The organism is Streptomyces sp. NBC_00370 (assembly GCF_036084755.1).
Classification (GTDB): domain Bacteria; phylum Actinomycetota; class Actinomycetes; order Streptomycetales; family Streptomycetaceae; genus Streptomyces.
Genome location: NZ_CP107968.1, coordinates 6777337 through 6789913, shown reverse-complemented (window position 1 = coordinate 6789913; position 12577 = coordinate 6777337). Strand labels below are relative to the sequence as shown.

Sequence of the window (12577 nt, the reverse complement as noted above, 5' to 3'; positions counted from 1 at the left end):
CTGCCGGGCCGCAGCGCGTCCCCCGTCCCTGCGGTCAGCCGGTCAGCCGGTCAGCCGCCCAACTCCTGGTGGCGGGCCGCCAGTCGGGCCGCGCCCTGTTCGGTCAGCGAGCCGAAGAGGCGGAGCCGGGAGATACCGCCGTCGGGGAAGATGTCGATCCGTACGTGCGTGGCGACCGCGGCGGACGGCAGCACGAACCGGTGGTTCGTGTCCGGCTGGAGCCGGGTGCGGGGCAGGATCTCGGTCCACGCGCCGCTCTCGCCGTCGCGCACCGAAAGGGTCGCCCAGCCCGCCGCGTTGCCCTTGAGGTAGGCGGTGTCGATCTCGACGGCGCGGATCTCCGACTGCGTCGCCAGCGCGTAGCTGATCCAGTCGTTGCCCTGGTCGCGGCGGCGCCTGGTCTCCCAGCCGTCGTCCATCTTGTGGGAGCGGCCCGGCTGGATGGTGTTGGTGGCCGGGGAGTAGAAGCGGTCGGACGCGTCCTCGACCCGGCCGCCGTTCTCCAGCGCGACGAGGTCGAACGTACCGAGCGCGGTCAGCCACCCCGGGTCGGGGGCGACCTCGCCGTACACCCGCAGCCGGGCGATCCCGCCGTCCGGGTGCTGGTTGAGCCGCAGATGGGTGAAGCGCTGTTCGGCGTCGACGCTGAAGCCGTTGGCCGCGTGGCCGCCGACTGCCGTACGGGGTACCAGCGTTGTCCACTTCACGTCGTCGCCGAGCAGCGTCTCGGGGGACGGCGAGCCGGGCACCGAAGCGCCTTCGACCGACACCGCCTGCGGGTAGTTGCCGCGGAAGTGGGCGGTGTCGACGACGATCCCCCGGATCACCCCGGGCGCGCCGAGCCGGACGAGCGCCCAGTCGTGGTCGGTGTTCGTGGGGTGCGGCCGGGCCGCCGAGACACCGCGCCTGCGGCGGGTCTCCCAGCCGTCCATGATCTTGCCCTTGTGTCCGAAGCGCTCGGGGTCGAACTCGGCGACGCCCGGCTTCAGCAGATTCTCGCGCTCGGCGAAGAACTCGTCGTTGGCGGCGACGACACCGGCGCCGAGCCGCCGGTCGGCGAGATCGGCGAGCTGGGTGAAGGGCAGTTCGGCCGCGCGGTAGTCGGCGTACGGGTCGCCGCCGCCGTAGGGCGCGACGTCGCCGGTGAAGGTGGTGGAGTTCAACGGGGTTTGTGACAAGGTCAGTTGTTCCTTTCGAGCAGTCGGCCTGCGGGCGGTTCCACGAGGGCGCCGTCGATCAGGGTCCGGCTGCCGCGCAGCCAGGTCGATCGGACGACGCCGTGGAGCGTCCTGCCCGCGTAGGCGGTCACCTGATTGCGGTGGTGCAGTTCCGCCGGGTCGACGGTGAAGGTCGCGTCAGGAGCGACGACGGCGAAGTCGGCGTCACGGCCGGCCTCGATCGCGCCCTTGTCCGCGAGTCCCGCGAGCGCCGCGGGGGCCGTCGACATCCAGCGGGCGACGTCCTCCAGGGTGCGGCCGCGGCGGCGCGCCTCGGTCCAGATGGCCGGCAGGCCGAGCTGGAGGGAGGAGATGCCGCCCCAGGCGGAGGCGAAGTCCGGGGTCTTGAGGTCGGTGGTGCAGGGCGAGTGGTCGGAGACGACGCAGTCGATCGTCCCGTCGATCAGTCCCTGCCAGAGCAGATCCTGGTTGGCCGCCTCGCGGATCGGCGGGCAGCATTTGAACTCCGTCGCGCCGTCCGGCACTTCCTCGGCGGTGAGGGTGAGGAAGTGCGGGCAGGACTCGACGGTGATCCGCACGCCTTCGCTCTTGGCCGCGGCGATCAGCGGCAGCGCGTCGGAGGAGGACAGATGCAGGACGTGCACCCGCGCGTCGAGCCGTTTGGCCTGGGCGATCAGATGCGTGATCGCCGCGTTCTCCGCGCCGCGCGGCCGGGACGCCAGGAAGTCGGCGTACGCGGGGCCGCCGCGCTGCGGTGCGCCGGCCAGCTCGTGCGGGTCCTCGGCGTGCACGATCAGCAGACCGCCGAAGCCGGCGATCTCGGCGAGGGAGCGGGCGAGTTGGTCCTGGTCGAGCTCGGGGAACTCCTCGACACCGGACGGCGAGAGGAAGCACTTGAAGCCGAAGACCCCCGCGTCGTACAGGGGCCGCAGATCCTTGACGTTGTCCGGTACCGCGCCGCCCCAGAAGCCGACGTCGACATGGGCCTTCGGCCGCGCGACGTCCTGCTTGGTACGCAGATGGGCGGCCGTCGTCGTCGGGGGCAGCGAGTTGAGCGGCATGTCCAGCAGGGTGGTGATCCCGCCGGCGGCGGCGGCGCGGGTGGCGGTCCAGAACCCTTCCCACTCGGTGCGGCCCGGGTCGTTCACATGCACATGGGTGTCGACGAGCCCGGGAAGCACGACGTCGTCGCCGACGTCCTCAAGCCGCGCTCCGGGCGGTACGTCGGATCCGTACGGCAGCACGGCGGCGATCCGTCCGTCGGCGACCGCGACCGAGGCGGCGCGCGTCCCCTCGGGGGTGACGACGCGCGTCGAGCGCAGCACCAGGCTCACATCGGGCACGCGGGGCCTGCCTCTCTGAAATTCAACGAAGTGTTGAAGAAGTCTTCCCCCTCGATTCCGGTCCGTCAAGACCGACTGCCATCGCTTTTTCCACCAAGCGAAAGTACTATTTCGTTGAGCAGAATGTATCTTTACCCAGGACCGGTAGGCTGTTTGTTCGCCCAGCCCGTCCCGAAAGGACACCTGACGTGCCGTCGTCCAGCGCCAGCATCACCGACGCCGCGAAATCCGCCTCCGCCGGCGGTGGCGTCCAATCCCTTGAGCGCGCGTTCGACCTGCTCGAACGGATGGCGGACGCCGGCGGCGAGGTCGGTCTGAGCGAGCTCTCCGCCAGCAGCGGTCTGCCGCTGCCCACCATTCACCGTCTCATGCGCACGCTGGTCGTCTGCGGCTACGTACGCCAGCAGTCGAACCGGCGGTACGCACTCGGCCCGCGGCTGATCCGGCTCGGCGAGTCGGCGTCGCGGCTGCTCGGCACCTGGGCCAGGCCCTATCTGGCCCGGCTGGTCGAGGAGACCGGCGAGACCGCGAACATGGCGCTGCTGGACGGCGACGAGATCGTCTACGTCGCACAGGTGCCGTCCAAGCACTCGATGCGGATGTTCACCGAGGTCGGCCGGCGGGTCCTCCCGCACTCCACCGGAGTCGGCAAGGCCCTGCTCGCACACATCCCGCCGGACGACGTCAGGGCGCTGCTCGCCCGTACGGGCATGCCGGCCACCACCGACAAGACGATCACCACCCCGGACGGCTTCCTGCGCGCCCTTGAGGTGGTGCGCGGGGCCGGCTACGCGGTGGACGACAACGAGCAGGAGATCGGTGTCCGCTGCCTCGCGGTACCGATCCCCAACTCCCCCACGGCGGCGGCGATTTCCATCTCGGGCCCGGCGGGACGGCTGACCGAGTCGGCCACCGCAAGGATCGTGCCGGTGCTCCAGGAGGTCGCCAGGGACCTGTCGGACGTACTGACCAGCAACACCCAGGCCTAGAAGCCGGGACGAGCCGGGCCGGACCCGCTCCGGACCTAGGGCCTTTCGTTTGGATCAGGCCGGATCAGGGAGCGGGGTCTGGTGTCGTGGATCGCAAGGCGGAGGAGGGAGGCGACGCGGAGCGTCGCCGACCGACGACAACGCCGCGAGGCGCGGCACCAGACCCCGCGAGCCCGGCAAGATCCGAACGAGAGGCCCTAGGCCCGGCCGCCGAACAGCTCGACCGCGTTCCGTACGCCCATCAGCGCCGGGGTGAGCGCGCTGACCGAACCGGTCGAGCCGACGATCAGCAGCAGGGAGCGCCGCATCCGGCCGATCTCGGGTGCGCCGCCCGCCACCATCGCGGCGAGCGCGGCCAGCTCGTCCTCCGCGATTGCCCTGTCCTTGAACTCGGCCGGATATCCGGCCAGTTCACGCCGGAGCCGGGCGATGGCGGCACGCAGCCCCGCCACTCTCGGATCCTCGTCCGGGTCCCGCCCCTGGTCCCGCCCCTGCTCTGTCACCCGCGTCTGCCCCACGCTCCGCAACAAAGTGTCTCCCCCTCGCTCCGCACGTTTCCGTGCCCGTTTCCCGACCTCCCGGACGGTGGTCAAGCGCCAAGGTTCGCGGGCAAGTTAACCCCTTGGCGCGCGTTCGGCGCCACTCCGCGGACCGAATACGGCGGGAATGCGGGCGGATATCCTGCCCGCTTCGCGCCCGAAGTTCACGGCCGGCCGGGGGCCCATGCGATAGGCAGTTCCCATGACAGAGAACAACGCCGAGGAACACCCCGCACCCGTCGCAGGACTGCTGCTGGCGGCCGGCGGCGGGCGCAGGCTGGGCGGCCGGCCCAAAGCACTGCTGACCCACCGCGGCCGGCCGCTGGTGGAGCACGGCGCGCTCGCCCTGCGCGCGGGCGGCTGCGGCCCGGTGCATGTGGTGCTGGGAGCGGCGGCCGACGAGGTGCGCGAGCGGGCCGTACTGCCCGGCAGTGTGCTGCTCGACAACCCGGACTGGGCCGACGGTATGGGCTCGTCGCTGCGCGCTGGGCTCGCCTCGCTCGCCGGTACGGGGGCGCGAGCGGCGGTCGTCCTGCTGGTGGACCAGCCGGGCATCGGCGCCGCGGCGGTGGCCCGGGTCGTCGCGGCGTACCGCTCGCCGGACTCGCTCGTGTCGGCCGCGTACGCCGGGCGGCGCGGCCATCCCGTGCTGTTCGGTGCGAACCGCTGGACGGCCGTCGCCGCGGATGCGCGGGGCGATCGCGGGGCACGCGACTATCTGCGGGCCAGGGAGAGCGAGATCGTCCTCGTCGAGTGCGGGGATGTCGCCGAGCCGTTCGACATCGACACGGAGGAAGATCTGTGGCATCTCGACCGGGACCACCATGAGTGAGGGGGCTGGCACCGAGCGCCACACTCCCTCGACCCGGAGAATCTCGACATCAACAAACCATTGAAGTTCCACCATGAGGAAACTACTATCCACTGGTCAGAAGCGCCCGACACCTCGGACGGCGCCGACGGCCGACCCCGGCGCCCCGGCACCCCGTGCCGTCCGAGCCGCCGGCCCGACCGCACGGACCGTTCGCCGAAGGAGTGACCACTCATGTCCGCACCAGCGCCGTCACCGCTGGCCATCGTCGCGACCGAGCCCCTGCCACGGCAGGACGAGGTTCTCTCCGAGGCGGCCCTCACCTTCCTTGCCGAGCTGCACCGGCGGTTCACGCCCCGCCGGGACGAGCTGCTGGCACGCCGTGTCGAGCGCCGGGCCGAGATCGCCCGTACGTCGAGCCTCGACTTCCGCCCCGAGACCGCGGCCGTCCGCGCCGACGACAGCTGGCGGGTCGCCCCCGCACCCGCCGCGCTCAACGACCGGCGGGTGGAGATCACCGGGCCGACCGACCGCAAGATGACCATCAACGCCCTCAACTCGGGCGCGAGGATCTGGCTCGCGGACTTCGAGGACGCCTCGGCGCCCACCTGGGAGAACGTGGTCACCGGGCAGCTCAACCTGATCGACGCCTACGAGCGCAGGATCGACTTCACCGACCCGTCGTCCGGCAAGTCGTACGCCCTGAAGCCGGCCGGTGAACTCGCCACCGCCGTGATGCGCCCGCGCGGCTGGCATCTCGACGAGCGCCACCTGCGGTTGGACGATGTCGCCGTGCCCGGCGCGCTGGTCGACTTCGGCCTGTACTTCTTCCACAACGCCAAGCGGCTGATCGACCTCGGCAAGGGCCCGTACTTCTACCTGCCGAAGACCGAGTCGTATCTGGAGGCCAGGCTCTGGAACGAGATCTTCGTCTTCGCCCAGGACTACATCGGCGTCCCGCAAGGCACCGTGCGCGCGACCGTGCTGATCGAGACGATCACCGCCGCGTACGAGATGGAGGAGATCCTCTACGAGCTGCGCGACCACGCGTCCGGGCTCAACGCGGGCCGCTGGGACTACCTGTTCTCGATCGTCAAGAACTTCCGTGACGGCGGCGCCAAGTTCGTCCTGCCGGACCGCAACGCGGTCACCATGACCGCCCCGTTCATGCGCGCCTACACCGAACTGCTCGTGCGCACCTGCCACAAGCGCGGGGCGCACGCCATCGGCGGCATGGCGGCGTTCATCCCGTCCCGGCGCGACGCCGAGGTCAACAAGGTGGCCTTCGAGAAGGTCAAGGCCGACAAGGACCGGGAGGCCGGCGACGGCTTCGACGGCTCCTGGGTCGCCCACCCGGACCTCGTCCCGATCGCCATGGCCTCGTTCGACGCGGTCCTCGGCGCGAAGCCCAACCAGAAGGAGCGGCTGCGCGAGGACGTCTCCGTCGCGGCCGGCGACCTGATCGCCGTCGACTCGCTCGACGCCAAACCCACGTACGACGGGCTGGTCAACGCCGTCCAGGTCGGCATCCGTTACATCGAGTCCTGGCTGCGCGGCTCGGGCGCCGTCGCGATCTTCAACCTGATGGAGGACGCGGCGACGGCCGAGATCTCCCGCTCGCAGATCTGGCAGTGGATCAACGCGGGGGTGGAGTTCGACCACGAGGGCCGGACCGTACGGGCCACCCCGGAGCTGGCCCGGGAGATCGCCGCCGCCGATCTCGCGGCGATCCGCGCCGAGGTCGGCGACGAGGCGTTCGCCGCCGGGCGCTGGCAGCAGGCGCACGACCTGCTGCTGACGGTCTCGCTCGACGAGGACTACGCGGACTTCCTCACGCTCCCCGCGTACGAGCAACTGCGCGGCTGAGCCGACCCGGCACTCAGCGAGGCTGCCCCGGTCCGGCCAGGACCGGGGCAGCCTCGCGATGAGTTTCGCCGGCTCCGCCGGTCTACCCCTGCATGGAGACGAACACCGATACGGACATGATCGACCTGAAGCCCGTGTGCGACGAGGTCGCCGGGCTGCTCGACGGCGTCACCGACGACCAGCTGGGCGGGCCCACGCCCTGTCCCGACTACGCCCTACGGGACGTGCTGACGCATCTCCTGGGGCTGACCGTCGCGTTCCGGGACGCCGCGCGGAAGGACCTCGGGCCGACGACCGACAACACGCCGGGGAACGTCCTGCCCGTGCTCGGCGCCGACTGGCGCGCCGTGCTGGCGCGGCAGCTCGACGAGCTGGCCGCGGCCTGGCAGTCGCCCGACGCCTGGCAGGGCGCGACCAGGGCCGGGGGCGTGGATCTGCCGGCCGGGGTCGCCGGGGTGGTCGCCCTCAACGAAGTGCTGATCCACGGCTGGGACGTGGCACGCAGCACGGGGCTCGGGTACGCGCCCGACGAGGCGACGCTCCAGGCGTCCCGCGCCCTGCTCACCCCCGACGACGCGATGGGACCGAACAAGAACAGCCTGTTCGGCACCCCGGTCGAGGTCCCGGCGGACGCCCCGCTGCTGGACCGCGTCGTCGGACTGAGCGGCCGCAGGCCGGACTGGAAGCCGTAACGCCGGCGGGCGGCGGGGCGGAGCGGCCGACGGCAGGGCGGGGTAACACAGTTCACTCTCCGTCCACCACTCATAACGGATGTTCATAGGTTACTCACGTACGCTCGTGGCCTGATCGGCGCGAGGGCCTGTCCGACCCTGATCCGCCGGATAGGCCCTAGGCACGCGAAAGGCACGACACGTGATCCACCCGCTCCGCCGTTTGCTGCTCCTCCTGTTCGCACTGGCGCTCACCGCGTGCGCCGCCTGCACCACCGCCTCGGGCGCGTCCGTGGGGCTCGACGACCCGGTGAAGAAGAAGACCGCGATGCAGCTGGTGTCCAGCGCGGAGAACTCGTCGCTGGACTGGCAGGCGCAGTACCGCTACATCGAGGACATCCACGACAACCGCGGCTACACCGCGGGCATCATCGGCTTCTGCACCGGCTGCGGCGATCTGCTCCAGGTCGTCCGGCGGTACACGAAGGCCGAGCCCGACAACCCGCTGAAGCCGTTCATCCCCGCGCTCACCGCGGTCAAGGGCAGCGACTCGCACGAAGGTCTCGGCGATCCCTTCGTCAGCGCCTGGCGGAAGGCGGCGGCGGATCCCGCGATGCGGGCCGCGCAGGACGCCGAGCGGGACCGGCAGTACTTCAACCCGGCCGTCGGCCAGGCGAAGGCCGACGGGCTCGGCGCGCTGGGGCAGTTCATCTACTACGACGCGTTCGTGATGCACGGCGCCGAGGACTCCCCCGGCTCGGTCGGCTTCAACACCCTGCGCGAGCGCGCCATGAAGAAGGTCAGGACCCCGCACGACGGCGGCGACCAGACGGCGTATCTGAACGCGTTCCTGGACGTACGGGTCGACGCGATCCGCCACGAGCCGACGCACGCCGACACCAGCAGGATCGACACGGCGCAGCGGGTCTTCCTGAAGCAGGGCAATCTGGATCTCGACACCCCGCTCAGCTGGAAGGTCTACGGCGACAGCTACCACATCGCCAAGCGCTGAGCCGACCGGCTCATTCACATCTCTTTACGTAGAACAGCTGTACGCCGTCTCCAAAAGTTGGTAGGAAAGCTTCCTAACAGAACAGCGGAAGCCCAACTCCCCCCACAGGAGGCACAGGTGCACACCCCCCACAGCAGCACCGCACGTCGGCTCAGGTTCCTCCCGCACATCGCGCTCGGCCTCGCGCTGGTCGCCGCCCCGGCCACCGCGATGGCGGCCACGGCGCCCGTCCCGACGGGTACCGTCACCGCTGTGACCGCAGCGAACCCGGCAGCAGCGACCGGCCTCGACGACCCCGCGAAGAAGGACATCGCGATGCGGCTCGTCTCCAGCGCCGAGAACTCGTCGCTGGACTGGCAGGCGCAGTACAGCTACATCGAGGACATCGGCGACGGCCGCGGCTACACCGCCGGCATCATCGGCTTCTGCTCGGGCACCGGCGACATGCTCGATCTGGTCGAGGCGTACACGGCGGACGAGCCGGACAACCCGCTGGCCTCCTATCTGCCGGCGCTGCGCGAGGTCGACGGCACGGACTCGCACGAAGGTCTCGACGGATTCCCCGAGGCGTGGCAACAGGCCGCCGACGACCCGGCGTTCCAGACCGCGCAGAACAACGAGCGGGACCGGGTGTACTTCGACCCGGCCGTCAGCCGGGCCAAGCAGGACGGGCTCGGCACCCTCGGTCAGTTCATCTACTACGACGCCATCGTGATGCACGGCGACGGCGGCGACGACACCAGCTTCGGCTCCATCAGGGAGCGGGCGCTGGCCCAGGCCGAGACGCCGGCGCAGGGCGGTGACGAGGTCACGTACCTCAACGCCTTCCTGGACGCCCGGGTCTGGGCGATGAAGCAGGAGGAGGCGCACTCGGACACCAGCCGGGTGGACACCGCGCAGCGCGTGTTCCTCGACGCGGGCAATCTGAATCTGGACCCGCCGCTCGACTGGAAGGTCTACGGCGAGAGCTTCCACATCGGCTGACGCCTCGTCAGCAGGCCGTCGGTGTGCTCAGCCCTGCACGGTGCTGAGCACACTGTCGGTTTCCGGTACCGGCGGTGAACTCTCCTTCGCACCAAGGTGGTTGAAGGCGAGATTGAGCGCGATGGCGACGACGCAGCCGGTGCTGATGCCCGAGTCGAAGATGACCATCAGGTCCTTCGGGAAGGCGTGGTAAAAGTCGGGGGCCGCTATCGGTATCAGTCCGATGCCCAGCGCGACGGCCACGATCAGGGCGTTCTCGCCCTTCTCCAGGGCGGCGGAGGCCAGGGTCTGTACCCCGCTCGCCGCGACCGAGCCGAACAGGACGATCCCCGCGCCGCCGAGCACCGGCAGCGGTACGAGCGCGATCACCGACGCCAGGACGGGACACAGCCCGAGCAGCACGAGAATGCCGCCGCCGGTGGCGACGACGAACCGGCTGCGCACCTTCGTCATCGCGACGAGCCCGATGTTCTGCGCGAAGGCGCTGCACATGAAGCCGTTGAACAGCGGACTGATCGCGCTGCCCACGGTGTCGGCACGCAGCCCGCCGAGGATGGTCCGCCGGCCGGCGGGCCGCTCGACTATCTTGCCGAGCGCCAGCATGTCGGCCGTCGACTCCGTCATACAGACGAGCATGACGACACACATGGAGACGATGGCGGCGGCCTCGAAGTGCGGTGCGCCGAAGTGGAACGGCGTCGGGAAGCCGACGAGGCCCGCGCCCCTGATCGCGTCGAGGTTGGTCATCCCCAGCGGTACGGCGATGAGCGTGCCGGCGACCAGACCGAGCAGGATGGCGATCTGCTGGAGGAAGCCGCGCAGCACCTTGCGCAGCACGAGCACGATCAGCAAGGTCAGCCCGGCCATGCCGAGATCACGCATCGAGCCGCGGTCGGCCCCGGCGGCCGAGCCGCCCTGCGCCCAGTCGAAGGCGACGGGCAGCAGCGAGACCCCTATCAGGGTGATGACCGTGCCGGTGACGACCGGTGGGAAGAAGCGCACGAGCTTCGAGAAGTACGGCGTGACGACGAGCCCGAGCAGGCTGGCGACGATGATCGCGCCGAAGATGACGATGAGTCCGTCGGCTCCCCTGTCCTTGCCGATGGCGACCATCGGGGTCACCCCGGCGAACGAGACGCCGTTGACGAAGGGGAGCCGGGCGCCGACCTTCCAGAACCCGAGGGTCTGGAGCAGGGTGGCGATGCCGGCGGTGAAGAGACTCGCGCCCATCAGAAAGGCGGTGTCCTTCGCGTCGAGACCCACGGCGGGCCCCACGATCATGGGCGGGGCGACGACGCCCGCGTACATCGCGGCCACGTGCTGCAGTCCGCTGGTGACCATCTTGAGCGGCGGGAGTGTTTCGTCCACCGGATGTGTCTTCGGAGGCTGTTGGTCCGCGGATGGCGCTCCGGGGGATGGTGTGTCGGGGGATGGTGTGTCGGCGGGCGGTGTTTCGACGTGCTGTGTCCGGTCTGCCACGGGGATGTTCCTCCGGTCGGTTACGCGTCGTCGGTGACGCGGGTATCAGGGAGGTGGAGACATGATGCGCGCGTACTCGCATGCGTGCGGGCATGGACGAAGACACGTTTCACCGTCCCGGGAGGCGGCCGGACCGATGTGCGGCGCGGCGCCTCCCGGGCGCGGCTGCCCGTGGACCCTGAACGGGTCCACGGCTCCGGTCGGGGGCCGTCCCCCCCGACCGGACTTCCAGGGGGGATCAGCCGTCGGCGGCGATCCTCGCGAGCCGTCGGGCCTCGCCGCGGGTCGAGCGGGCGACGGTGTCCTCGTCCACCGTGGTGAGGTGGTTGTCCTCGACGACGGTCCTGCCGCCGACGAGCGAGAGGGTGACGGGGGCCGCAGCGCCGAAGACCAGTGCGGTCACCGGGTCGGCGATGGAGGAGTGGGCGACGGTGTCCAGCTTCCAGAGCACGAGGTCGGCGAGTTTGCCGGCCTCGACGGAGCCGATCTGGTCGGCGCGGCCCAGCACTTGGGCCCCGCCGTAGGTACCGAGGCGCAGTGCCTGCCGGGCGTTGAGCGCCGCTTCGCGGTGGGCGCCGAGGCGGTTGATGAGCAGGGCGTTGCGCAGTTCGGTGTGGAGTTCGCCGGACTCGTTGGAGGCCGTGCCGTCCACCCCGAGGCCGACCGGTACACCGGCGGCGAGCATGTCAGGGACGCGCGCGATCCCGGCGGCCAGGCGGGCGTTGGACGACGGACAGTGCGCCACACCGGTGCCCGTGCGGGCGAAGGCGGCGATGTCGGAGTCGTTCATGTGGACGCAGTGCGCCATCCACACGTCGGAGCCGAGCCAGCCCGTCGACTCGAAGTAGTCGGTGGGTCCCATGCCGAACAGTTCCTTGCAGAACTGCTCCTCCTCGACGGTCTCGCTGCCGTGGGTGTGCAGCCTGACCCCCTTGCGGCGGGCCAACTCGGCGCCCTGCTTCATCAGTTCGGTGGTGACGGAGAAGGGCGAGCAGGGGGCGACGGCGATCTGGGTCATCGCGTCGAACGAGGCGTCGTGGTAGGTGTCGACGGTCTCCTCGGTCGCGGCCAGGGCGCCTTCGAGCGTCTCGACGGCGAAGTCCGGCGGCAGTCCGCCGTCCGACTCGCCGCGGTCCATGGAGCCACGGGCGAGGGTGAACCGTACGCCGGTCTCCTTGGCCGCCCCGATGATGGCGCCGGTCAGATCGCCCGAGCCGCGCGGGTAGACGTAGTGGTGGTCCATGGCGGTGGTGACACCGCCGCGGGCCAGCATCGCGAGGGAGCCCTGCGCGGCGGCGCGCACCATCGGTTCGTCGATCCGCGCCCAGGTCGGGTAGAGCGCGACGAGCCAGTTGAAGAGGTTGTGGTCGGTGGCGAGCCCGCGGGTGATCCACTGGTAGAAGTGGTGGTGCGTGTTGACCAGGCCAGGGGTGAGGAGATGACCGGTGCCGTCGATCCGGCGGACGACGTCGGCGAGGCCCTGCGGGGCGGGTCCGGCGCCGACCGACTCGACGCGGTCGCCCGCGATGACGACATGGCCCGAGGCGTACTCGGTGTCCTGGGCGTCCACGGTCGCGATGGCACAGTTCTCGATGACGATGCGCGAAGCCGTCATGGTGGTTCCTCTTCCTGAAGTCGGGCCTGCGGCCCGGATTCTTACGGGCCCGGGGGTCGAGCGGGGTGACGACCGGGTCCAGGGTGCGCA

The 12577-nt window shown here is 70.5% G+C and carries 11 protein-coding genes; 6 read left to right on the top strand and 5 right to left on the bottom strand.

Annotated features, from left to right (window positions below; translation table 11 throughout):
* Positions 1 to 50: 50 nt before the first annotated feature.
* Together alc and allB are read right to left on the bottom strand one after the other, a co-directional pair.
* Positions 51 to 1178, bottom strand: coding sequence for an allantoicase (alc, locus tag OHS57_RS30320; RefSeq protein ID WP_443042994.1), 1128 nt, complete (start codon positions 1176 to 1178; stop codon positions 51 to 53).
* A gap of 2 nt (positions 1179 to 1180) precedes the next feature.
* Entirely contained in the window at positions 1181 to 2521 is a 1341-nt protein-coding gene (gene allB / locus OHS57_RS30315) for an allantoinase AllB (RefSeq protein WP_328583949.1), read from the bottom strand.
* 188 nt (positions 2522 to 2709) lie between these two features.
* Between allB and OHS57_RS30310 the strand changes: the two genes are divergently transcribed.
* The gene (locus OHS57_RS30310) at positions 2710 to 3510 is read left to right on the top strand and encodes an IclR family transcriptional regulator (RefSeq protein WP_328583948.1); all 801 of its coding nucleotides are present in this window, start codon (positions 2710 to 2712) and stop codon (positions 3508 to 3510) included.
* Between the two features lie 197 nt (positions 3511 to 3707).
* Here OHS57_RS30310 and OHS57_RS30305 read toward each other — a convergent pair whose 3' ends face one another.
* Complete coding sequence (locus OHS57_RS30305; protein WP_443042993.1) at positions 3708 to 4040, bottom strand: DUF5955 family protein; 333 nt, start codon at positions 4038 to 4040, stop codon at positions 3708 to 3710.
* A gap of 211 nt (positions 4041 to 4251) precedes the next feature.
* Between OHS57_RS30305 and OHS57_RS30300 the strand changes: the two genes are divergently transcribed.
* The 5 genes from OHS57_RS30300 (at position 4252) to OHS57_RS30280 (ending at position 9393) form a co-directional block, all read left to right on the top strand.
* Positions 4252 to 4881, top strand: coding sequence for a nucleotidyltransferase family protein (locus OHS57_RS30300; protein WP_328583946.1), 630 nt, complete (start codon positions 4252 to 4254; stop codon positions 4879 to 4881).
* A gap of 213 nt (positions 4882 to 5094) precedes the next feature.
* Positions 5095 to 6726, top strand: coding sequence for a malate synthase A (gene aceB, locus OHS57_RS30295; RefSeq protein ID WP_328583945.1), 1632 nt, complete (start codon positions 5095 to 5097; stop codon positions 6724 to 6726).
* A gap of 116 nt (positions 6727 to 6842) precedes the next feature.
* Complete coding sequence (locus tag OHS57_RS30290; RefSeq protein WP_328583944.1) at positions 6843 to 7418, top strand: TIGR03086 family metal-binding protein; 576 nt, start codon at positions 6843 to 6845, stop codon at positions 7416 to 7418.
* 181 nt (positions 7419 to 7599) lie between these two features.
* A complete protein-coding gene (locus tag OHS57_RS30285) occupies positions 7600 to 8409 on the top strand; it encodes a chitosanase (RefSeq protein ID WP_041992416.1) in 810 nt (269 codons plus the stop codon).
* A gap of 210 nt (positions 8410 to 8619) precedes the next feature.
* Positions 8620 to 9393 carry a chitosanase gene (locus tag OHS57_RS30280; protein ID WP_328585205.1) on the top strand — a complete coding sequence of 258 codons (774 nt, stop codon included), beginning with the start codon at positions 8620 to 8622 and terminating at the stop codon, positions 9391 to 9393.
* Positions 9394 to 9420: 27 nt separating this feature from the next.
* Here OHS57_RS30280 and OHS57_RS30275 read toward each other — a convergent pair whose 3' ends face one another.
* Entirely contained in the window at positions 9421 to 10761 is a 1341-nt protein-coding gene (locus tag OHS57_RS30275; protein WP_328583943.1) for a nucleobase:cation symporter-2 family protein, read from the bottom strand.
* A gap of 349 nt (positions 10762 to 11110) precedes the next feature.
* Positions 11111 to 12487 carry an 8-oxoguanine deaminase gene (locus OHS57_RS30270; protein ID WP_328583942.1) on the bottom strand — a complete coding sequence of 459 codons (1377 nt, stop codon included), beginning with the start codon at positions 12485 to 12487 and terminating at the stop codon, positions 11111 to 11113.
* Positions 12488 to 12577 lie beyond the last annotated feature (90 nt).